The organism is Bacillus proteolyticus, assembly GCF_001884065.1.
In the GTDB taxonomy this organism is placed as follows: Bacteria; Bacillota; Bacilli; order Bacillales; family Bacillaceae_G; genus Bacillus_A; species Bacillus_A proteolyticus.
Window position 1 is genome coordinate 129,049 of record NZ_MACH01000116.1, and the last position, 22,446, is coordinate 151,494.

Here is a 22,446-nt window from a genome sequence, read left to right on the forward strand (position 1 = left end):
TAATTCTCCTTACCCATAATTTTTATTATGTAAACAGGAAAAGTGTAAAAAGACACCCTCAAACAAGAAGGTGTCTTTCAAAAAGATTAATAGTTTTTACAAGTTTCAAATAATCCCTTTTCTTTTAAAACAGAGATTAATGTTTCACCCATAACAGCTGGCGTTTCAGCAACTTTAATACCACAAGCTTCCATTGTTTTAATCTTTTCCGCAGCAGTTCCTTTACCGCCAGAAATGATTGCACCGGCATGGCCCATACGTTTGCCTTCAGGCGCAGTTTGGCCACCAATGAAGCCGACAACTGGTTTTGTCATATTAGCTTTTACCCACTCAGCTGCTTCTTCTTCTGCCGTACCGCCGATTTCACCAATCATAATTACAGCATGTGTTTCTTCATCTTCATTAAATGCTTTTAACGCATCAATAAAGTCTGTACCGTTAACAGGGTCCCCACCGATACCTACAGCAGTAGATTGGCCAATACCTTCTTGTGTTAACTGATGTACAGCTTCATACGTTAATGTACCAGAGCGAGATACGATACCCACATGACCTTTTTTATGAATGTATCCTGGCATAATACCAATTTTACATTCATCAGGTGTAATGACACCAGGACAGTTTGGTCCAAGTAAACGTGTATGTTTACCTGCCATATATCTCTTTACATTTACCATATCTAATACAGGGATTCCTTCAGTAATACATACTACTAAATCAATCTTTGCATCAACTGCTTCCATAATTGCATCAGCCGCAAAAGCGGGTGGAACGTATACAACTGAAGCATTTGCGCCTGTTGCTTTCACTGCATCTTCTACAGTATCAAATACTGGTACACCTTCAATATCAGTGCCACCTTTACCTGGCGTTACACCACCGACAATTTTCGTACCGTATTCAATCATTTGTTTTGTATGGAATAATCCTTGAGAACCTGTAATACCTTGAACAATAACTTTTGTATCTTTATTAACTAATACGCTCATTTTTCTCCCCCGCTTTCTATTAGCCCACTAGTGAAACAATTTTTTGTGCACCGTCTGCCATAGATTCTGCTGCAACAATATTTAAGCCAGACTCATTTAAAATCTTCTTACCTAACTCTACGTTTGTACCTTCAAGACGTACAACTAAAGGTAACTCAAGACCTACTTGCTTCGTTGCTTCAATAACACCTTCTGCAATAACATCACACTTCATAATGCCACCAAAAATGTTAACGAAGATACCTTTTACATTTTTGTCAGAAAGGATAATTTTGAATGCTTCTGTAACTTTTTCAGCTGTTGCGCCGCCACCAACATCTAAGAAGTTAGCTGGGTCACCATGGTAATGTTTAATGATATCCATTGTAGCCATTGCTAAACCTGCACCATTAACCATACAACCGATATTTCCATCTAAAGGAATGTAGTTTAAGTCATATTTAGAAGCTTCAATTTCTTTTGAATCTTCTTCATCAAGATCACGAAGTTCTAAAATGTCTTTATGGCGATATAACGCATTAGAATCGAAGTTTAATTTCGCATCTAAAGCCATAACTTTACCGTCACCTGTTGTAACAAGTGGATTAATCTCAGCGATAGAGCAATCTTTTTCGATAAACGCACTATATAAGCCCATCATAAACTTCACAGCTTGTCCTACAAGCTCTTTTGGAATATTGATGTTAAACGCGATTCGACGTGCTTGGAAACCTTGTAAACCTACTGCTGGATCAATATATTCTTTAAAGATTTTTTCAGGTGTTTTTTCTGCTACTTCTTCAATTTCTGTTCCACCTTCTTCAGATGCCATTAAAACAACTTGAGAAGTTGCACGATCTAATACAAGACCTACATAATATTCTTTTTTAATATCGCAACCTTCTTCGATAAGTAAGCGTTTTACTTCCTTACCTTCAGGACCTGTTTGATGCGTCACAAGTGTAGTTCCTAAAATGCTTTCTGCATATGTACGAACTTCTTCTAAATTTTTCGCAACTTTTACTCCGCCAGCTTTGCCGCGTCCACCAGCGTGAATTTGTGCTTTAACTACACATACTTCCGTTCCTAATTCTTTAGCTGCTTCTACAGCTTCTTCTACTGTAAATGCAACCTTCCCGTTCGGAACGCTAACCCCATAGCTTCTAAGGACTGCCTTACCTTGGTACTCATGGATATTCATGGTCCCATCCTCCCCTGTTTTCCTGTTTTACTCGAAAAGTTTTTTAATGTTTAAAAAACATTACATTGCCATTGTATAAGATGATTGGCACGCTGTCTACAATAAAGTGTCAGAAAACTGAAATCGCTTTATTCTTTTTTGAAAATAATAATGTTCATATACCAAAATAAAAAAATAAGCTGTATATTCACAGCTTATTTTTAAATCATATCTTTAATTGGCGCAAATGATTTCCGATGTTCCTCTAACACTCCATGTAATTCAATCGCTTCTAAATGCTGTTTCGTCCCATACCCCATATGTTGTTCAAATCCATATGCAGGATACTTTTTTCCTAACTCTTTCATCATACGATCCCTTGTCACTTTCGCAATAATAGATGCAGCTGAAATAGATATACTTTTCGCATCACCTTTAATGATTGATGTTTGCGGAATTGATGTAGGCAACTTCATCGCATCGATTAATAAATATTCTGGTGTACATGATAAATTAGCAACTGCATCTAACATCGCTTGCTTTGTTGCTTGATAAATATTGATTTCATCAATAATTTGTGGTGATACAATTCCAACTCCAATTGCAATCGCATGCTCTTTAATTTCATCATAAAAACGCTCTCGTTTCGCTTCACTCAACTTTTTCGAGTCATTTAATCCTGGAATATAAAATTCTTCCGGAAGGACCACAGCAGCTGTCACAACAGGTCCAGCTAACGGTCCTCGTCCCACTTCATCAATGCCCGCAATATACGTGATTCCTTTTTCACGCAAAGCATGTTCATACTTAGACATTTCTAGAAATTTCTCTTTTTCCTTGTGTGCCAACTCTTTTTGTTTATACCACTTCAAAATTAATTTTTGAACACCTTTTCTCTCGTCTTTCACTAACATTTGAAAACGCTCATCTTCTTCATTTATAATTTCTTGTAGCAAACATTCGGCTTCTTGTATAGTTATTTTTTGCATCTATCTATACTCCTTTTTAAACGTATCCAAAAAGAAAAGACGCACAAACGCACGTCTTATATTTCTTCTGCTTTTTCCACATCTTCTACCTGCTCTGCAAACTCTTCTGGTGTTTCAAACGTCATTTTTCCAAGTTTACCACCACGAAGCTCACGAAGTACAAGTTCAGATGTTTTATCATAATCAATCATGCCGCCACCCATTAGGCAACCTCTGTTTTTTCCGATTGCATCAAATAACTCCACAATATCTTCTGGAATGTCATTTAAATTATATCGCTCTTTTAATCGTTCTGGATAATGTTTCTCCATAAAGCGTAATGCATAAACAGCTACATCTTGTAGATTTAAAATAGAGTCTTTAATTGCACCAGTCGTAGCTAGACGTAAACCAACTAATTGATCTTCAAATTTAGGCCACAAAATACCTGGTGTATCAAGTAGCTCCATTTCTTTTCCAACTTTAATCCACTGCTGAGCTGTAGTTACTCCAGGACGATCTCCTGTTTTCGCGATATTTTTCTTCGCTAATTTATTAATCAAAGTGGATTTACCAACATTTGGAATACCTACAATTAAAGCACGAATCGCTCTCGGTCTAATACCTTTAGCAACCATTTTATCGAATTTTTCTTTAACAAGGATTTTACAAGCTGCTGCAATTTCTTTCATACCTTGTCCAGCTTGCGCATTAATTGAAATTGCCTTATGGCCCTTTTCTTTAAAATATGCAATCCATTGTTTCGTTAAACGATCATCTGCCATATCCGCCTTATTTAAAACAACCAGCCTCGGTTTATGTGTAATAATTTCATCAATCATCGGATTTCGAGAAGATAAAGGTAATCGAGCATCTACAAGCTCAATTACAACATCGATTAACTTTAATTTTTCTGTTACTTGGCGTCTAGCCTTTGCCATATGCCCTGGGAACCATTGAATTGCCATGTTGCCACCTTCTTTTTCTGTTATTTCACAATACGTGCATCTTTTAACGGCCAATATAACATATTTGCATTACCAATTACTTGGTCCACTGAAATTGTACCAATTGTCCGGCTATCTTTACTAAAACGGCGATTATCACCTAAAACAAATAATTGACCTTCTGGGACAGTTTTCTTTCCAGTCATTTCTTCCAGAGTAAAATCATATGTAAGCGGTCCGTCAGAAATTTGTTTTTTTTGTTTGTCTAAGTACGGCTCCTCATAAGCTTTTCCATTAACGTATAGTTTATCATTACGATATTCGATTTCATCGCCTGGTAGGCCGATAATACGCTTAATATAATCTTTTTCTTCCGTCGCTCGAAATACAATAATATCAAAGCGCTTCGGATCACCTATGTGATAACCTATTTTATTAACAATCATTCGATCACGATCATGTAAAGTTGGTGACATCGATACACCATCTACGAGAATTGGCGCAAAGAAAAACTGTCTAATAACGCCCGCTAATACAACTGCAATCAAAATTGCTTTGATCCATTCCCAAAGTGAACTCTTTTCTTTCTTCATGCATTTCCCCTCCACAGTTATGTAAGCTGCTCGTATTATATCAAAATTTTATATAGATTGGAAAAAGGGAGCTTGCGCATTTACAAGCTCCCATACATGTCTTATCGAATTTCTTTAATACGTGCTTTTTTACCGCGAAGGTTACGTAAGTAGTATAACTTAGCACGACGTACTTTACCACGGCGAAGTACTTCGATGTTCGCGATTCTTGGCGTGTGAACTGGGAATGTACGCTCAACACCTACGCCGTAAGAAATCTTACGAACTGTGAATGTTTCACTGATTCCGCCACCACGACGTTTGATTACAACACCTTCGAAAAGCTGAATTCTTTCACGAGTTCCCTCAACTACTTTTACGTGTACACGTAAAGTGTCTCCAGGACGGAATGAAGGAAGGTCAGTTTTTAATTGGCCTTTTGTAATTTCTGCGATTAATTGTTGCATATTAAATTCTCTCCTTTAAACAGATGCTCTTATAAAGTCTTAATAAATTACAGCGGAACATCGTTAATACGGCTACTGATTTCAGTAGCACAAATGTTATAATAGCATATTGCTAGGACTGTTGCAACAGAAAATATATCAAGCCCTTATTGGTCTTTTTTAATTTGCTCCAGCCATTTCTCTTCCTGCTTAGATAATTCTCGCTCTTCTAGTAAATCTGGTCTACGCGTATACGTACGACGCAAGGATTCTTTATGGCGCCATTCATCAATGTTTTTATGATTTCCTGACATTAATACATCCGGTACCTTCATACCACGGAAATCAGCAGGACGTGTATAATGTGGGTGTTCTAACAAACCTGTGCTAAAAGAATCTTCCACTTGTGACGTTTGATTCCCTAGTACTCCTGGCAGGAGACGTACAACACTATCAGTAATCACCATTGAGGCTAGTTCTCCACCCGTCAATACGTAATCACCAATAGAAATCTCATCTGTTACAAGATGTTCACGAACTCGTTCATCGTACCCTTCATAATGGCCACATACAAAAATAACATGCTCTTCTTCAGCAAGCTCTTCTGCCTTCCTCTGCGTAAAACGCTCTCCTTGTGGACACATTAAGACGATTCTCGGTTTACGGTCTGTTTCCTTCGTTAACTCTTCCACCGCATCAAAGATAGGCTGAGGGGTTAATACCATCCCAGCGCCCCCACCATACGGATAATCATCTACACTATTATGCTTACTAGTTGTATAATCACGGAAATTGACAACACGAAGCTCTACCGCTTCTTTTTCTTGTGCTTTCTTTAAAATTGAAGACCCAAACACACCTGTAAACATATCTGGAAACAATGTTAAAATGTCAATCTTCATTATAGCAATCCTTCCATTACATGAATGGTTACTAATTTATTCTCAATATTAACTTGAAGCACAACGTCATCAATATAAGGAATTAAAAGATCTTGACCTTTTGGACGTTTAATCACCCATACATCATTCGCACCAGGAGATAAGATCTCTTTGATCGTTCCTAACGCTTCTCCTTCTTCCGTTACAACACTACAACCAATAATTTCATGATAGTAGTATTCACCTTCAGCTAGTTCGCCTAACTGCTCTTCTGGTACTTTTATTAAAGAACCTTTCAACTTCTCTACTTCATCTACATTGTTGTATCCTTCAAGTGTTAATAAATCAAATGTCTTATGTTGACGATGAGAAGTTACCTTCACTGGAAGATAGTCTGTGTCTTTCTCATTACATATGTATAACGTGTTTCCTACTTTATATCGCTCTTCTGGAAAATCAGTACGAGAAATTACACGAATTTCTCCTCTTACGCCATGAGTATTTACAATTTTCCCTACGTTAAACCATTTTGTCATAAATAGTATGTCACCCCTGGTTTCTATATAAATTAAGCATCTCCATTTCACATATGGAACATGCAACTTCTCTTTAAATGTTAAAAAAGGGAGAGGAATTAACTCCTCGCCCTTTTTACGTTTATTGAATTTCCAGTGTTACTTTTTCATCATTATGATGTCCCACTGAATACAAGAGCATTCGAATTGCTTTCGCAACCTTCCCTTGCTTTCCAATGACTTTTCCAACATCCTCAGGATGTACAGTTAATCGATACTTTATCTCTCCGTTGCAAAGTTCCTGTGTAACTTTTACATCTTCAGGATGATCGACAAGAGGCTTGACAATCGTCTCGACTAACTTCTTCATAGTCATTGCCTCAATTACTTACCTTGTTTAGATAAGTGGAATTTCTCCATGATACCTTGGTTAGAGAATAAGTTACGAACTGTATCAGACGGTTTAGCACCGTTTCCTAACCATTTTAATGCTGCTTCTTCGTTGATCTTAACTTCAGCTGGTTGAGCAACCGGATTGTAAGTACCGATTTCCTCAATGAAACGTCCGTCACGAGGAGAACGAGAATCTGCAACAACTACACGATAGAAAGGAGTTTTTTTAGCTCCCATACGTTTTAAACGAATTTTAACTGCCATTTATAAAGCACCTCCGAATTTATTTCACACAGATAATTATATTAGCAAAAAGACTATTGCTTTGTAAAGTATTTTTTCTTAACAGAGCCATCTTTTTTCCTTACATGAATGGAAACTTCATTCCACCTAGTCCTTTTTTCTTACCTTTTTGCATACCAGTCATCGTTTTCATCATTTTCTTCATATCATCGAATTGCTTGATTAGACGATTGATTTCTTGTACGGTTGTACCGCTACCTTTGGCAATGCGTTTTTTTCGACTAGCGTTAATTATTTCCGGTTGTTCTCGTTCTAATTTAGTCATAGAACGAATAATTGCCTCAATATGCCCAATTTGTTTTTCATCAACTTGTGCATTTTTCAGCCCTTTAATTTTATTTGCACCAGGAAGCATTCCTAACAATTCGTCAAGCGGTCCAAGTTGACGCACTTGTCCAAGTTGTTCTAGGAAATCGTCAAGTGTAAACGAAAGCGTACGCATTTTTTGCTCAAGTTCTTTTGCTTTCTCTTCATCAACTGTAGCTTGCGCTTTTTCAATTAATGTTAAGACGTCGCCCATCCCTAAAATACGGGATGCCATACGTTCTGGATGGAACGCTTCAATCGCATCTAGCTTTTCACCCATACCAGCAAATTTAATTGGTGTGTTTGTTACAGCCTTAATAGATAATGCCGCACCACCGCGCGTGTCACCATCTAATTTCGTTAATACAACACCTGTTAAACCTAACTGTTCATGGAAACTTTGTGCTACATTTACCGCGTCTTGTCCTGTCATCGCATCGACAACAAGGAAAATTTCATCTGGTTTCGCAACTTCTTTCACTTTCGCTAGTTCATCCATTAGTTCTTCATCAATATGCAGGCGACCCGCTGTATCAATTAAAACATAATCATGATGATCTTCTTTTGCTTTTGCAATCGCTTGTTTCGCAATTTCAACTGGACTTACTTGATCTCCTAAAGAGAAAACAGGCATGTCCAATTGCTTCCCTAATGTTTCAAGCTGTTTAATCGCTGCTGGACGGTAAATATCTGCTGCAACAAGCATCGGTTTACGATTATACTTTTTACGAAGTAAATTCGCAAGCTTACCTGTTGTCGTTGTTTTACCCGCACCTTGCAGACCAACCATCATAATAACAGTCGGTGGCTTATTAGCAACAGCAATTTTGCTTTGCTCTCCGCCCATAAGTTCTGTAAGTTCTTCCTGTACGATTTTAATTACTTGTTGTCCAGGTGTCAAACTTTTCATTACATCTTGTCCGACAGCACGCTCAGACACACGCTTTATAAAATCTTTTACTACTTTAAAGTTAACATCTGCTTCTAAAAGAGCTAGACGAACTTCTCTCATCATTTCTTTCACATCGGCTTCAGAAACTTTTCCTTTGCCGCGGATTTTTTGCATTGTCTGTTGAAGTCGGTCGGCTAATCCTTCAAATGCCATATTGCCGCCCTCCTAATCTAATTTTTCGATAGCTTCAACAACTTGTTTCATTTCTTCATTCACATGCTCTTCTTCGCTGATTAGCTGTTTTAGCTTTGCAACAAGTCGCTGTCGCTCTTGAAACTTTTGAAGTAATACTAATTTATCTTCATATTCTTCAAGCATCGCTTCAGTCCGTTTAATGTTATCATACACGGCTTGGCGGCTTACATCAAATTCTTCCGCAATTTCACCAAGAGATAAATCATCTAGATAATAAAGCGACATATAACTTCTTTGTTTTTGCGTTAACAACGATTGATAAAAATCAAATAAATAGTTCATTCTCGTTGTTTTTTCGAGCATGTTGGATCATCCTTTGTTAAGTGATTTCCCTTTACATGAATTAGTTTACATGGAGTATAAAAGAGTGTCAAGTTTTTTTCTTAACATCACATGTTTTTTATAGAAAAAGAAGCGGAAATACCGCTTCTTTTTCTTACACTTCTTCAGTTTCTACCAAGTTCGCGAATAAGCCATACACATATTGCTCTGGATCAAATTGCTGCAGATCATCCATTTGCTCTCCTAATCCAACAAACTTCACCGGTACATCCATTTCGTTACGAATTGCTAATACGATACCACCTTTAGCAGTTCCGTCTAACTTCGTTAAAACAATACCAGTAACATTCGTTGCTTCACGGAATGTTTTCGCTTGACTTAAACCATTTTGTCCTGTTGTTGCATCAATAACAAGTAATACTTCATGAGGAGCTCCTGGTACTTCACGCTCAATTACACGCTTCACTTTCTCTAACTCTTTCATTAAGTTGACTTTGTTTTGCAGGCGCCCTGCTGTATCACATAGCAACACATCCACTTTACGAGCCTTCGCTGCCTGTACAGCATCGTACATTACAGCCGCCGGGTCAGACCCTGATCCTTGTTTAATTACTTCTACACCAACACGATCGCCCCATACTTCTAATTGTTCAATCGCTCCAGCACGGAATGTATCTCCTGCCGCCAATAGGACAGACTTACCTTCCGATTTAAATTTATGTGCAAGCTTACCAATTGTCGTCGTTTTTCCTACACCGTTAACACCAACAAATAAAACAACTGTTAATTGATCCTCTTGTATATTAACTTCATTACTAAAGTCGCTATCACCTTTGTAAATTCCCACTAACTTCTCAGAAATCACAGCCTGTACTTCTTTTGGATCTTGAATGTTACGACGTTGCACTTCTTCTTTCAACTGATCAATTAATTCCATTACTGTCGAGACTCCAACATCTGCACTAATTAAAATTTCTTCTAATTCCTCAAAGAAGTCTTCGTCTATTTTACGGTAACGATACACTAAATCATTTACTTTATCAGCAAATGAATTTCTTGTTTTTTCTAATCCTTGTTTAAACTTCTCTGTTACTGTATCCGTTTGTTTTGAAATTTTTTCTTTTAATTTTTTAAAAAAGCTCATACTTCCCATCCTTCCTATTTACTTGCTACAAGTTCTTCGCCATCACCTAAACGAACAGAAACAAGCTTAGATACCCCTGATTCTTGCATTGTTACACCGTACAATACATCAGACTCTTCCATTGTACCTTTTCGGTGTGTAATTACAATAAACTGCGTTTCATCACTAAATTTCTTTAAATACTGCGCAAAACGAGCAACATTAGCCTCATCAAGAGCCGCTTCTACTTCATCTAGCACACAGAATGGGACTGGGCGTACTTTTAAAATACCAAATAAGAGCGCAATTGCCGTCAAAGCACGCTCTCCACCTGAAAGTAAACCTAAGTTTTGTAGTTTCTTCCCTGGTGGTTGCGCTACAATATCAATACCAGTATTTAATAAATCTTCTGGATTTGTCATTACTAAATCCGCTCTTCCGCCTCCGAATAATTCAGAGAATACAGATTGAAACTCCGTTCGAATTCCTTCGAATGTAGTAGAAAAGCGTTTTTTCATCTCTTCATCCATTTCCGTAATAAGTTGATGTAACGTCGATTTCGCTTCTTCCAGGTCATCTCTTTGCTCTAGTAAGAATGTATGACGTTCTGCTACACGTTCGTATTCATCAATTGCCCCTAAGTTTACTGCGCCTAACTCTTCAATGGATAGTTTAATTAATTTCACCTTTTTACGCGCATCTTCTGCTGGCATCGTCATTGTATACTTCAGTTTTGCTGCTTCAAATGAAATAGTATATGTTTCACGTAAATGTTGCAATCTATTTTCCAACTCTACATCAAGTCGGTTAATTTTCACTTCTTGATCTTTCAACATCTCAAGAATATATTTATGTTTACCTATTGTTTCTTTCACACCGCGTTCTAAATGCTCCACTCTCTCTTGCAATGATACGCGTTGTTCACGACGCGAACGAATTAAATCCGAAGTTTGATTACGATCATACGCTTTCTTCTCTATCATATTCGTAATTTGGTCTTCGCCACTTGAATTAGACGTCATCTCTTGTTTTAAGAACGCTAAATCTTCTTTCGTTTTTACAAGCGTCGTATCAGTCTCTTCTTTTTCCTTCGTTAATCGTTCAACTTTTTCTTTTTGATTAGATAAACGTTGTTGTTGTTCAGCTGCTTGTACTTTTAGCTCAGTCATTTCCTTCTGAACTTTCTCTTTTGAAGAATGTTGCTCACTTTTTTGTTTCGTTAATGCGACGATTTTGCCATCTAATTCCGAGATTTCTGCTTGAAGAGTTGCTAAAATCTTTTCTAACTCTCCTTTACGCCCTTGCATTTTCACTTGATCTTGTAAAAATCCTTCTATCTCTAAATCGTATATAGATAAACGATCATTAATTCGATGCTCTTCTAATTCTAATCGATTAATTTCTTCTCTTAATTTCTGTTCATCTACACGCTCAGTTTCTACACCTTGGCGCAGTTCGCGTATTTTCACTTCTTTTTCTTGAATCTCTTGCTTTACTGCTTTAACAAAGTTTTCTAGCTTCGTTGTTTTTTCTTCCATATCAGCTAGCTTTTTAGTCCATTCTTCAAGTTCACGCTGGCGCCCTAATAATGAAGATTTCGCCTGTTTTACAGCCCCACCAGTCATAGAACCACCAGGATTCACTACGTCACCTTCAAGTGTTACAATACGATAGCGATATTGTAATTGTTTCGCCAATTCATTTGCACCGCGTAAATCTTTCGCAACAACAACAGTACCTAATAGGCTTGAAACTACATTCTCATATTTATTGTTGTACTGCACAAGTTCTGCCGCTACACCGACAAATGCTGGGTGTTGATTCACAATGCGTAATTGTTCAAATGATAACGATCTACTTTTAATAACAGCTTGAGGTAAAAACGTTGCACGACCATGTTTATTTTGCTTTAAAAATGCAATTGCATTACGAGCATGTTCTTCTGTTTGTACTACGATATGTTGCATCGCTGCCCCAAGGGCGATTTCCATCGCAATTTCATATTCTTTCGGCACAGTCAGAAGTTCTGCAACAGCTCCCTCGATACCTTGCAATCTATTTTCTCTAGCCTTTAATACTTCACGTACCCCTTGATAGAAACCAGAATAGTCCTCTTGCATTTCTTCTAGCATTTCTTTTCGAGAACGCGCCTGTTGCACAAATTGATACGCTTGATACAGTTTCGTTTCATTTTCACTATACTGAGACTTACATTTCCCAAGTGCCGTTTCTGTCTTCTGTATGTTAGAAATAATGCCAGCTACTTTCTCCTTCACTTGCTCATAACTTTCTACAAGTTTCGCTTTTTTCGCTGTAATTTCCATACGCATCTGTACATATTTTTCATTTTCTTCATCAAGGCGTTCATTTTTAGAATTTTGCTGTTTAGATTGTTCTTCAATCATAGATAATTCATTACGCAGACTTGCTTGTTGATTTAAAAGTTCAATATAATCACCTTTTAAATTCTCAATCTGTTCCTCTAGATTCACGGCAAAAGTTGCAAGTAGTTGCTCATTATCATGCAATTTCTTCTCCAACTCTTTTACCTGATTCACAAATTGCATTAACGCTTCGGTACTTGTTTCAATTTCACCATCATAACTTTGAGCTTTCTCTACCAATTCAACAATCAGCTTTTCAAGCTGCGCACAATGCGTCGTCGCATTTTGCTTTCTTTCCTTTAACAACTCACGCTGCCCTTCTAGTTTTTCTAGCTCTTTACTAGAAAGAAGAAGAACTTCTTGTAAGGAGTTTACAGATTCATCAACCGCTTGTAATTGTCCACGTAACTCCTCAAGCTCTTCTTCACTTTTTTGTAAATTCGTCGACATCTTAACTTCTTCATCTTTATTATGCCCAAATTGATTTCGAAGCGCTTCCCACTTTTCATGTAATTCTTCAATTTCATGTACAATAAGCGCCGCTTCTACTTTTTCTAATTCTTCTTTTTTCTCAAGAAAATCTTTCGCTATAGAAGCTTGTCTTTCTAGTGGTTCTACTTGACTACTCAATTCATGTATAATATCTTGCACACGATTTAAGTTTTCTTGTGTTTCTGCTAATTTCCCTTCGGCTTTCTTTTTACGAAGTTTGTATTTCAGCACACCAGCAGCCTCTTCAAATACACCACGACGTTCTTCTGATTTACTACTTAAAATCTCTTCGACTTTCCCCTGGCTAATAATTGAAAAAGCTTCTCTTCCCATACCAGAGTCCATGAATAAATCAATAATATCTTTCAGTCTACAAGATTGTTTATTAATATAAAAATCACTATCACCCGAACGAGATACACGACGTGTTACACACACCTCGTTATATTCAATCGGTAATCGTTGGTCTTCATTATTTAAAGTTAATGTTACTTCAGCAATATTAACCGCTCTTCTCGTATCACTACCCGCAAAAATAATATCCTCCATTTTTACACCGCGTAATGACTTTGCAGATTGTTCACCAAGTACCCAGCGAATCGCATCAGTAATATTACTTTTCCCGCTCCCGTTAGGTCCTACTACAGAAGTTACACCTGGAACAAAATCGACAGATACACGCTCAGCAAAAGATTTAAATCCTGCTATTTCTAATCTTTTTAAAAACACGAAAGGCCTTCCTCCTATTCTCCGTTGTCGTAAACATTGTCTGTACGAAAACAAGCTACTATACGGATTTCCCACTCCTTTTATTTATAAACAAAAGGAAAGTTTCATTCTATGCATAAGGAATCCCCCTCATTCAAAGGGGGATTCCTCATGATTGTTCTTTTAATTTTTTCAATGCTTCTGCAGCAGCTTGTTGCTCTGCCTCTTTTTTTGACTTACCACTTCCAAGACCTAATGCCTCATTATTTAAAGTTACACGTGACACAAATTCTCGGTTATGGGCCGGTCCTTTTTCTTGCAAAATTTGATACTCAATATTGCCACTACCATCACGCTGAATCAATTCTTGCAATTGACTCTTATAATCCATCACATGAGAAAAAGCACCTTCATTAATTTTCGGATATACAACTTCTTTTAAGAATCCCCAAACTGTTTCAAGCCCTTGATCAAGATAAAGGGCACCAATAAACGCTTCAAAGACATCCGCTAATAAAGCTGGTCGTTCACGTCCACCCGTCATTTCCTCACCTTTCCCTAATAAAACAAGGCTACCAAATGACAATTCATTTGCAAAACGAACAAGAGATGGCTCACATACAATAGCTGCACGTAGTTTTGTTAACTCTCCTTCGCTCATTGTCGGATATTTTTGAAACAGATACTGTGATACAGTGAGTTCCAATACAGCATCACCAAGAAATTCAAGACGCTCATTGTCCTCATGCGGTTTTTTTCGATGCTCATTCACATACGATGAATGCGTAAATGCTTGAATCAATAATTTTTCATCTGAAAACGTAATTCCTATCTCTTCTTGAAATACTTTAAACGCTTCACGATATTTTGTTTCGTATTTTTTTTCTCTATGTTTTCGGTACGGCATAGGTCCCTCCAGATATAAGCCGAGAAGCCCCGCTAAAAAACGGGACTTCACTTAAGCATTATAGATGACTCTCTATGTAAGTCACAGCATCGCCAACAGTAGCAATCTTTTCAGCATCTTCATCAGAAATTTCCATTTCGAATTCATCTTCCAATTGCATTACAAGTTCTACTACATCTAGGGAGTCTGCGCCTAAATCTTCTTTAAAGCTCGCAGCTGGTACTACTTCAGTTTCTTCTACACCTAAACGATCAACGATGATTTTTGTTACACGCTCTAAAACGTCTGCCATTCCATTCACCTCCCCTCAAATATTATATAAAATATTGTCCAAAAAAACTAGGTGAAATCGATTCTTTTATTACATTACCATTCCGCCATCAACATTTAACGTTTGTCCTGTAATATATTTGCTTTGATCAGCAGCAAAAAACGTTACAGTATTTGCGATATCTTGCGCTTCACCAAACTGAGCTGTAGGAATTAACTTTAACATTTCGGCTTTTATATTTTCATCTAATACATCCGTCATATCAGTCGCAATAAACCCTGGAGCAATTGCATTTACAGTAATATTTCGGCTCGCTAATTCTTTTGCTGATGTTTTTGTTAATCCAATTACACCAGCTTTAGCAGCAACATAGTTTGCTTGTCCTGGGTTTCCTGTTACTCCGACAACAGAAGCAATATTAATAATACGTCCATGACGTTGACGCATCATATAACGAGATACTGCCTTCGTACATAAGAAAACACCTTTTAAGTTTGTATTAATAACTGTATCCCATTCTTCTTCTTTCATACGCATTAATAAATTATCTTTTGTTACACCAGCGTTATTTACAAGAATATCTACTTGTCCAAACGTATCTACAGTTTGTTTCACCATATTCGTAACATCTTCAGCATTTGCAACATCTGCTCTTACCGCAATAGCATCTGAACCTAATTTCTTTATTTCATCGACTACTTCATTCGCCTTTTGCTCATTACCAGCATAATTTACTACAACATTCGCCCCTTGTTTTGCTAAATCAATCGCAATCGCACGACCAATTCCACGTGAAGCGCCAGTTACTAATGCTACTTTCCCTTTTAACATCAGTTTTCTCCTCTCAAATTCGAAATGGTATCTTTTAATGTCTCTTCGTCATATATCGCATATGCTTTCACAGAAGAGTCAATCGACTTCATAAGACCAGCAAGTACTTTTCCAGGGCCGATTTCAATAAATGTATCTACCCCTTGATTCACCATATACTCAATGGATGGATACCATAATACAGGCGAATAGAGCTGTTCAATCAGCTTTTCTTTAATATCTGTACCACGTGTAATAACGTCCGCTGTAACATTTGCAATAACAGGAATATTCGTGTCTTGAATTGTAATTTCATTTAAAACACTTTGGAATCTCTCAGCAGCTGGCTTCATAAGTGAGGAATGAAACGGTCCACTTACTTTAAGAGGAATTGCTCTTTTAGCACCATTTTCTTTCGCTCTTTGAGAAGCAAGTTCCACTCCTTGATTTGTTCCAGAAATAACAATTTGCTTCGTGCTATTCATATTAGCAATTTGCACCGCATGTCCTTCACTTGTTACTTCTTCTGTAACTTGTTTCAGCATTTCCGGATCAGCACCTAAAATAGCTGCCATTGCACCTTCCCCACCCGGAACGGCTTCTTCCATATATTCCCCGCGTTTCCTTACAGCATATACAGCATCTTCGAAAGTTAATGCATCCGCTGCCACAAGAGCGCTATATTCACCTAAACTATGTCCTGCTACGAAATCAGGTGTAATTTCGTACTCCTTCAAAGCTGTCAAAATTGCATAACTCGTCGTTAATAATGCCGGCTGCGCATTTGTCGTTAATGTAAGCTTTTCCTGTGGCCCTTCAAAAATCACTTCTGAAAGTGAATCTTGCAGAACTTCATCCGCTTTCGCAAACACTTTCGCAACCTCGTTATTATTCTCCGCTAACTGTCTACCCATTCCAACTGCCTGTGAACCTTGGCCCGGAAAAAGAAATGCTAGTTTTCCCATTTCAAATCCTCCTCTTATTGAAGCGGCTCTTTCTCCATTACACTTGAAATTGTAGGAATTACTTCTTTCGCTACCATTTCTCTTGTTTGACGAATCGCACTAAATATCGATTGGTCATTTGAAGAACCGTGAGCCTTAATGACAGGAGCTTTTAACCCAAATAATGCCGCTCCTCCATACTCCGAATAATCCATTTTATCTTTTAATACCATAAGTTTTGGTTTTAATACCGCTGCTGCTAATTTGCTCGTAAACGAACTCATTAATTGCTCTTTTAACATAGAGAATAATGCAAGCGCTGTTCCTTCTAATGATTTTAGAGCTACGTTACCTGTAAAACCGTCACATACAACAACATCTGCTACACCTTGCAATAAGTCTCTTGATTCAACGTTTCCAACAAAATTAATTGGTGCATCCTTGAGCATAGCAAAGACCTGTTTTGAAAGCTCGTTTCCTTTACCGTCCTCTGTTCCAACGTTTAAAAGTCCAACGCGAGGATTTTCAATTCCTCTTACCTTCTCTGCATAAACAGAGCCCATTACTGCATATTGATATAAATGAATTGGTTTTGCATCAACGTTTGCTCCAACATCTAACATCACAAAACCTTCTCCATCAACAGTTGGCATTGTAGGTGATAAAGCTGGTCGTTCAATTCCTTCCATACGACCAACAACAAATAATCCTGCTGCCATTAAAGCTCCTGTACTTCCTGCTGATATACAAGCATCCGCTACGCCGTTCTTTACTTGCTCTGCTGCTAGTACCATTGAAGCTTGTTTTTTTCGACGAACCGCTCTTACTGGTTCATCTGTCGATTCAATTTTTTCGTCTGTATGAAGTATAGTAATTCGCTCTTCACTCGTTAAGTATTGACGAATTCCCTCTTCTTTCCCTACTAACGTAATATGTAAATCTGAATATTCCTTAATAGCTTTCATTGCCCCTAACACTACAGCCTTTGGAGCATGATCGCCGCCCATTGCATCTATTGCGATTTTCATAAGTTGTTACCTTCCTCACTATAATTACTAGATCGATACATTTCAAAAGTGCCTGTAAAAACAAGTTCTTCTCCAACAAAGCTACGCACTTTGACAACCGTCCGTCCTTTATCATTCTCTACATCTTCAACACGTGCTTTTGCAACAACACGCTCTCCTAATTTTACAGGACGAATGTATCGAATGGTAGACTTTGCAGTTAAAGCTAATTCTTCATCAATAACTGCAACAGCTAGTGAGTTTGCTTGTGCAAACAAATGATGCCCACGAGCAATCTGATTCCTTTTAAATACATGTTCTACCTTCACTTCAAAGATAGAAATCGCATGTCTATCTAATTCTATATCGATAATTTCTCCGACAACCTCTTCTAACGGTAAAGATTTCACATCTTCTTCATGTTGTTTTGTGGCCACATGCTTAATTCGTTCTCTTAATTCAGGAATAGATAATTCCATACGATCAAGGCGAACAGTTTGTATGCTCACTTGAAATTTTTCCGCTAAATCTTCATCCGTTATAAAAGGATTCGCTTCTATTGTTTGTTGTAATAATTCTTGTCTTTCTTTTTTACTTCTTCTTTTTTTCATACCGCACCATCCATTTTTATGACTAGGTACTAACAGTAGTATATAATCATTAAAAGTAGAATGCAACAAAAACTTTTGCAGACCACTCTTAGTCGAGCTTCTCTCCCTGGAACACACCTGTTCCATCAAGATAAGTACGCAACGAAGCATACTGATCATTATGCCAAAACGCTTCTGAATCAACTAGTATCGCCGCATCTTGTCTCGCTGTTTCTAACGCTCGATAATCATGTACCATATCAGCAACCTTAAACTCTGGTAGACCACTTTGCTTACTTCCAAAGAAATCTCCAGGACCTCGTAACTCTAAATCTTTTTCTGACAATACAAATCCATCATTTGTTTCAGTCATAATGCGCATTCTTTCTTTTCCCGTTTCCGATTTCGGGTCCGCAATTAATAAACAATACGATTGTTCATTACCACGCCCAACGCGCCCCCTGAGCTGATGAAGCTGCGATAAACCGAAACGCTCCGCGTCATAAATAACCATAACAGTCGCATTCGGTACATTCACACCTACTTCAACAACTGTTGTCGATACAAGAATTTGCACTTTATTTTCACTAAACTGTCCCATTATCTCTTCTTTTTCTTGAGATGATAGTCTCCCATGCATTAATCCAACTTGGCATTTCCCTTGATAATGGTGAGTCAGCATACTATGTAAGTCGATAGCATTTTGTACGTCAAGTTTCTCAGACTCTTCAATTAGAGGACAAATAACATATGCCTGTCTTCCTTTTTTTATCTCTTTCTCCACAAAACCGAGAACGCGATCTAACATATCATGTTTTGCCCAATACGTTTCGATCACCTTTCTACCAGCCGGCATTTCATCGATAATAGAAACGTCCATCTCTCCAAATGCAGTGATAGCTAACGTACGAGGGATTGGGGTTGCCGTCATAAACAACACATCTGGACTTTCACCTTTCTCACGTAAAACCCGGCGCTGCGCTACACCAAATCGATGCTGTTCATCAGTAATAACAAGACCTAATCTATGAAATATAACTTCATCTTGAATTAAAGCGTGCGTCCCAACAAGGATATCTACTTCCCCTTGCTCTAATCTCGCCAAAATTTCTCGTCGTCTCGCACCTTTAACAGAACTCGTTAGCAGTTCAACCTTCATACCGAAATGTGAAAACGTCTCAGCGAGCGACTGATAATGTTGTTCAGCTAAAATTTCCGTAGGAACCATCATAGCACCTTGATAATGAGCTAATTTTGCTCCATAAAGGGCAATCGCAGCAACAACTGTTTTTCCAGATCCTACATCCCCTTGCAATAATCGATTCATGCGATAGGGAGATGTCATATCTTTCATTATTTCATCTACAACCCGGCTTTGTGCGCCAGTTAACGGAAACGGAAGTGCATCAGTAAACTCTTGCAATTCTACTGACGAAATTTCTTTTTTCGTGCCCTTTGAATTTTCCCTTTCCATTTTCCGCAATGTTTGCATTTTCAACTGGAACAAGAAAAACTCCTCATATACAAAACGGCGCCGCGCTTGCTTTAAGTCTTCCTGTCCCACTGGAAAATGTAACGCCCTGAGCGCTTCATAACGTGGTAATAATTTATACCTACTTAACAAACCGTCAGGTAACACTTCAATTATAGAGTCTCCATATTCCTTTAAAGCCTGGGCAATAAAACGGCGCATCTGCTTTACTGTCAATTTCCCTTTCACTGAATATACTGGCTCTACTTCTTGTTGACGCACAACCGGTCCAAAATGAAGTTCTGATACAGCGATCGTTTGGCGATGCTGATCCCATTTACCAGTAATCGTTACCGTTTCATCGAGCTTTAACTTTTGTTTATAATATGGTCTATTAAAACATACGGCTGTAATTAAATAACGCCCAACAAGAACACGAACTGTAAGACGCGACTTTTTCTTTCCATAATATTGAAGTAAAGGAGCACTATGAACTTTTCCTTCAACCGTCACACGCTCATCATGCTTTACTTCAGCAAGATCTTTCATCGCATAGTCTTCATAACGGTACGGAAAATGTTCTAATAGATGAGAAACTGTATAAATTCCCATCTCGTGTAATAACTCAGATGTTTCTCCTCCGATTCCCTTTACATCCGTAACAGGAACTTGTACAACTTCATTCAAGATTCTCACGCTCCGTCACATTATTTTCTTCGATTCATTCTATTGATTCTCTATTAACATCATCGACATCTATAATCGCTCTCTTTCACCCTATATATTCTATCATAGGCATTCTAAGAGAAACTACTCTAATCCCTCTATATAAAGTGAAACTATAATCAGTGGGGGTTTTGTTCATCCCCCACTAATTATTAGCCCTCACCGATCGGGCTTTTACAGGCAGTTAATCTCCCCCCTAACTTCTTTGCTCCAGCCGAATTTAGGGGTGGAAATTTTACTACCCACAAATAGCGGGACAAAACAAAGATATACAACACGTAAGAAAAGAGCCTCACTATTAGCAGCAAGGCTCTTTTCTATCATCAATATGCTAGCCCTTTGAATAAAAACTAGTAATAAATTTCATATCACTACTTTTCATCCATTAGCAAGTAAGTAATCCATTTATTTTTAAAACGAATCTTTTCTTATTCTACAGAGAAGATGAAAGAGTACACCGGTTGGTTCCCTGCATGTACTTCTACTTCTGCATCTTCAAAGTTCTCTTCAACAAACGCAACTAATTCAGCCACTTCTTCGTCTGTTGCATCTTCACCTTGTAGAATCGTTACGATTTCAGAATCCTCATCAATTAGTGCTTCTAGTAATTGCTTCGCAGCTCCTACTTTTTCAGCGTTTGTTGATACGATTTTTCCATCTGCAATACACATGAAATCATCTTTTTGAATTGCCACACCGTCAATTTCCGTATCACGAACAGCATACGTAATTTGACCTGTTTTCACATGAGATAAAGCTTCGTTCATGTTTTCTTTATTCTCTTCTAACGTTCCAACTGGATTAAATGCTAACATTGCAGCCATACCTTGAGGAACTGTTTTCGAACGAACAACAATAACTTCTTGATCTACTACTGAAGCTGCTTGTTCTGCTGCCATTACGATATTTCCGTTATTCGGTAAAATAATGATCTTTTCAGCATTCGCCTCTTCAATCGCCTTCACGATATCCTCCGTACTCGGATTCATCGTTTGGCCACCTTCGATAACTTTCGTTGCGCCAATGCTCTCAAATAAAGTTTTAATACCAGATCCCATAGCTACAGTCACAATACCATACGGTTGTTTCTCTTTTGGTTGATTCGTTTGTTCAGGCACCATAGTAGGTTCATCTAATAAAGCCGTATGCTGTTCACGCATATTTTCTACTTTAATCTTAATTAGACTACCGTAGCGCTGTCCATAGTTCATAGGATCTCCAGGGTGTTCCGCATGAATATGAACCTTAACAACCTCATCATCTGATACAACAAGTAGCGAATCTCCGTACACACTAATATCTTCACGGAATTTTTGTTCAGAGAAATTATGTTCCTTCATTTTTTCAGGCTCTAATTTCACCATGAATTCCGTACAATATCCATACTTAATATCTTCTGTACTCAATTGGCTTTGTACACTACGGTGATGTTCTGCGCGTACCATGTCATTCATAGATGGTTGCGTCTGCACATTAGAAGAAATCGTTTCTCCTTTTAAGTCAGCTAAAAATCCTTCATATACAACGACAAGACCTTTACCACCGCTATCTACAACGCCAACTTGTTTTAATACAGGTAATAAATCTGGCGTACGATTTAACGATGCATTCGCTTCTTTTACAACGTCTTCCATAAACAAAACAAAGTCGCGCTGTTTTTTCGCAACTGTCACTGCATATTTACCCGTTTCTCTTGCAACCGTTAAAATCGTTCCTTCAATTGGTTTCATAACCGCTTTATAAGCTGCCTCTACTCCAGCTTCTAAAGCTGCAGCAAAATCAACTGTTGTTAATTCTTCTTTTTGTTCAATGGATTTAGAAAAACCACGGAATAACTGAGATAAAATAACCCCAGAGTTACCACGAGCTCCCATTAATAATCCTTTGGCTAAACTTACGCCGACTTTACCAGCATGCAGTGAAGGATTTTCTTTCACTTCACGTGCGCCTGAAGTCATTGATAAGTTCATGTTTGTACCGGTATCGCCATCTGGAACTGGAAATACGTTTAATGCATCAACAAGCTGAACATTATTTGTTAAATTATTTGCTCCTTGAATGATCATTTGTGATAAACGTTTTCCATCAATTTTTTGAATTGACAC

Annotated in this window: 22 protein-coding genes; all 22 read right to left on the bottom strand. The window is 37.9% G+C overall.

Translation table 11 applies throughout. The features are described from left to right. Positions 1-86: 86 nt before the first annotated feature. Complete coding sequence (sucD, locus tag BAQ49_RS20140) at positions 87-989, bottom strand: succinate--CoA ligase subunit alpha (RefSeq protein WP_000115185.1); 903 nt, start codon at positions 987-989, stop codon at positions 87-89. Between the two features lie 19 nt (positions 990-1,008). Further along, on the bottom strand, positions 1,009-2,169 hold the full coding sequence (sucC, locus tag BAQ49_RS20145; protein WP_001020797.1) for an ADP-forming succinate--CoA ligase subunit beta: 1,161 nt from the start codon (positions 2,167-2,169) through the stop codon (positions 1,009-1,011). 200 nt (positions 2,170-2,369) lie between these two features. Next, complete coding sequence (locus tag BAQ49_RS20150; protein ID WP_071746790.1) at positions 2,370-3,137, bottom strand: ribonuclease HII; 768 nt, start codon at positions 3,135-3,137, stop codon at positions 2,370-2,372. A 56-nt stretch (positions 3,138-3,193) separates the two neighbouring features. Beyond that, the gene (gene ylqF / locus BAQ49_RS20155; protein ID WP_071746791.1) at positions 3,194-4,084 is read right to left on the bottom strand and encodes a ribosome biogenesis GTPase YlqF; all 891 of its coding nucleotides are present in this window, start codon (positions 4,082-4,084) and stop codon (positions 3,194-3,196) included. A 20-nt stretch (positions 4,085-4,104) separates the two neighbouring features. After that, on the bottom strand, positions 4,105-4,656 hold the full coding sequence (gene lepB / locus BAQ49_RS20160; RefSeq protein ID WP_071746792.1) for a signal peptidase I: 552 nt from the start codon (positions 4,654-4,656) through the stop codon (positions 4,105-4,107). Between the two features lie 101 nt (positions 4,657-4,757). Further along, positions 4,758-5,102, bottom strand: coding sequence for a 50S ribosomal protein L19 (gene rplS, locus BAQ49_RS20165; RefSeq protein ID WP_001186517.1), 345 nt, complete (start codon positions 5,100-5,102; stop codon positions 4,758-4,760). A gap of 146 nt (positions 5,103-5,248) precedes the next feature. Then, positions 5,249-5,983, bottom strand: coding sequence for a tRNA (guanosine(37)-N1)-methyltransferase TrmD (gene trmD / locus BAQ49_RS20170; RefSeq protein WP_071746793.1), 735 nt, complete (start codon positions 5,981-5,983; stop codon positions 5,249-5,251). Next, a complete protein-coding gene (gene rimM, locus BAQ49_RS20175; protein ID WP_071746794.1) occupies positions 5,983-6,498 on the bottom strand; it encodes a ribosome maturation factor RimM in 516 nt (171 codons plus the stop codon). The genes trmD and rimM overlap by 1 nt, the downstream gene beginning before the upstream one ends. Before the next feature lie 121 nt (positions 6,499-6,619). Next, positions 6,620-6,847 carry a KH domain-containing protein gene (locus tag BAQ49_RS20180; protein WP_000737392.1) on the bottom strand — a complete coding sequence of 76 codons (228 nt, stop codon included), beginning with the start codon at positions 6,845-6,847 and terminating at the stop codon, positions 6,620-6,622. Between the two features lie 14 nt (positions 6,848-6,861). Further along, positions 6,862-7,134, bottom strand: a complete 273-nt coding sequence (gene rpsP / locus BAQ49_RS20185) for a 30S ribosomal protein S16 (RefSeq protein ID WP_000268750.1) — start codon at positions 7,132-7,134, stop codon at positions 6,862-6,864. Positions 7,135-7,234: 100 nt separating this feature from the next. Beyond that, complete coding sequence (ffh, locus tag BAQ49_RS20190) at positions 7,235-8,584, bottom strand: signal recognition particle protein (RefSeq protein WP_071746795.1); 1,350 nt, start codon at positions 8,582-8,584, stop codon at positions 7,235-7,237. Between the two features lie 12 nt (positions 8,585-8,596). Further along, on the bottom strand, positions 8,597-8,929 hold the full coding sequence (locus tag BAQ49_RS20195; RefSeq protein ID WP_000891061.1) for a putative DNA-binding protein: 333 nt from the start codon (positions 8,927-8,929) through the stop codon (positions 8,597-8,599). 133 nt (positions 8,930-9,062) lie between these two features. Then, positions 9,063-10,052 carry a signal recognition particle-docking protein FtsY gene (gene ftsY / locus BAQ49_RS20200; RefSeq protein ID WP_000007653.1) on the bottom strand — a complete coding sequence of 330 codons (990 nt, stop codon included), beginning with the start codon at positions 10,050-10,052 and terminating at the stop codon, positions 9,063-9,065. A gap of 14 nt (positions 10,053-10,066) precedes the next feature. Then, entirely contained in the window at positions 10,067-13,636 is a 3,570-nt protein-coding gene (gene smc / locus BAQ49_RS20205) for a chromosome segregation protein SMC (protein ID WP_071746796.1), read from the bottom strand. A 148-nt stretch (positions 13,637-13,784) separates the two neighbouring features. Beyond that, the gene (gene rncS, locus BAQ49_RS20210; protein ID WP_071746797.1) at positions 13,785-14,522 is read right to left on the bottom strand and encodes a ribonuclease III; all 738 of its coding nucleotides are present in this window, start codon (positions 14,520-14,522) and stop codon (positions 13,785-13,787) included. A gap of 58 nt (positions 14,523-14,580) precedes the next feature. After that, entirely contained in the window at positions 14,581-14,814 is a 234-nt protein-coding gene (gene acpP, locus BAQ49_RS20215; RefSeq protein ID WP_000786062.1) for an acyl carrier protein, read from the bottom strand. A gap of 69 nt (positions 14,815-14,883) precedes the next feature. Continuing rightward, on the bottom strand, positions 14,884-15,624 hold the full coding sequence (gene fabG / locus BAQ49_RS20220) for a 3-oxoacyl-[acyl-carrier-protein] reductase (RefSeq protein WP_071746798.1): 741 nt from the start codon (positions 15,622-15,624) through the stop codon (positions 14,884-14,886). Further along, positions 15,624-16,568, bottom strand: a complete 945-nt coding sequence (fabD, locus tag BAQ49_RS20225) for an ACP S-malonyltransferase (RefSeq protein WP_071746799.1) — start codon at positions 16,566-16,568, stop codon at positions 15,624-15,626. Before fabD ends, fabG begins: the two co-directional genes overlap by 1 nt. A gap of 14 nt (positions 16,569-16,582) precedes the next feature. After that, positions 16,583-17,575: a phosphate acyltransferase PlsX gene (plsX, locus tag BAQ49_RS20230; RefSeq protein ID WP_071746800.1), complete on the bottom strand. Its 993-nt coding sequence runs from the start codon at positions 17,573-17,575 to the stop codon at positions 16,583-16,585. Next, positions 17,572-18,165 carry a transcription factor FapR gene (gene fapR, locus BAQ49_RS20235; RefSeq protein ID WP_071746801.1) on the bottom strand — a complete coding sequence of 198 codons (594 nt, stop codon included), beginning with the start codon at positions 18,163-18,165 and terminating at the stop codon, positions 17,572-17,574. Before fapR ends, plsX begins: the two co-directional genes overlap by 4 nt. A gap of 88 nt (positions 18,166-18,253) precedes the next feature. Beyond that, complete coding sequence (recG, locus tag BAQ49_RS20240) at positions 18,254-20,302, bottom strand: ATP-dependent DNA helicase RecG (RefSeq protein WP_071746802.1); 2,049 nt, start codon at positions 20,300-20,302, stop codon at positions 18,254-18,256. Between the two features lie 467 nt (positions 20,303-20,769). Continuing rightward, positions 20,770-22,446, bottom strand: coding sequence for a DAK2 domain-containing protein (locus BAQ49_RS20245; RefSeq protein ID WP_071746803.1), 1,677 nt, complete (start codon positions 22,444-22,446; stop codon positions 20,770-20,772).

Excerpts from the sequence above, each read along its gene's own strand:
- ylqF (WP_071746791.1), bottom strand. The coding sequence starts at position 4,084 with ATGGCAATTCAATGGTTCCCAGGGCATATGGCAAAGGCTAGACGCCAA.
- BAQ49_RS20180 (WP_000737392.1), bottom strand. The coding sequence starts at position 6,847 with ATGAAGAAGTTAGTCGAGACGATTGTCAAGCCTCTTGTCGATCATCCT.
- acpP (WP_000786062.1), bottom strand. The coding sequence starts at position 14,814 with ATGGCAGACGTTTTAGAGCGTGTAACAAAAATCATCGTTGATCGTTTA.
- fabD (WP_071746799.1), bottom strand. The coding sequence starts at position 16,568 with ATGGGAAAACTAGCATTTCTTTTTCCGGGCCAAGGTTCACAGGCAGTT.
- BAQ49_RS20150 (WP_071746790.1), bottom strand. The coding sequence starts at position 3,137 with ATGCAAAAAATAACTATACAAGAAGCCGAATGTTTGCTACAAGAAATT.
- plsX (WP_071746800.1), bottom strand. The coding sequence starts at position 17,575 with ATGAAAATCGCAATAGATGCAATGGGCGGCGATCATGCTCCAAAGGCT.
- rimM (WP_071746794.1), bottom strand. The coding sequence starts at position 6,498 with ATGACAAAATGGTTTAACGTAGGGAAAATTGTAAATACTCATGGCGTA.
- BAQ49_RS20195 (WP_000891061.1), bottom strand. The coding sequence starts at position 8,929 with ATGCTCGAAAAAACAACGAGAATGAACTATTTATTTGATTTTTATCAA.
- rpsP (WP_000268750.1), bottom strand. The coding sequence starts at position 7,134 with ATGGCAGTTAAAATTCGTTTAAAACGTATGGGAGCTAAAAAAACTCCT.
- trmD (WP_071746793.1), bottom strand. The coding sequence starts at position 5,983 with ATGAAGATTGACATTTTAACATTGTTTCCAGATATGTTTACAGGTGTG.
- ffh (WP_071746795.1), bottom strand. The coding sequence starts at position 8,584 with ATGGCATTTGAAGGATTAGCCGACCGACTTCAACAGACAATGCAAAAA.
- sucD (WP_000115185.1), bottom strand. The coding sequence starts at position 989 with ATGAGCGTATTAGTTAATAAAGATACAAAAGTTATTGTTCAAGGTATT.
- ftsY (WP_000007653.1), bottom strand. The coding sequence starts at position 10,052 with ATGAGCTTTTTTAAAAAATTAAAAGAAAAAATTTCAAAACAAACGGAT.
- fapR (WP_071746801.1), bottom strand. The coding sequence starts at position 18,165 with ATGAAAAAAAGAAGAAGTAAAAAAGAAAGACAAGAATTATTACAACAA.
- rncS (WP_071746797.1), bottom strand. The coding sequence starts at position 14,522 with ATGCCGTACCGAAAACATAGAGAAAAAAAATACGAAACAAAATATCGT.
- lepB (WP_071746792.1), bottom strand. The coding sequence starts at position 4,656 with ATGAAGAAAGAAAAGAGTTCACTTTGGGAATGGATCAAAGCAATTTTG.
- fabG (WP_071746798.1), bottom strand. The coding sequence starts at position 15,624 with ATGTTAAAAGGGAAAGTAGCATTAGTAACTGGCGCTTCACGTGGAATT.
- sucC (WP_001020797.1), bottom strand. The coding sequence starts at position 2,169 with ATGAATATCCATGAGTACCAAGGTAAGGCAGTCCTTAGAAGCTATGGG.
- rplS (WP_001186517.1), bottom strand. The coding sequence starts at position 5,102 with ATGCAACAATTAATCGCAGAAATTACAAAAGGCCAATTAAAAACTGAC.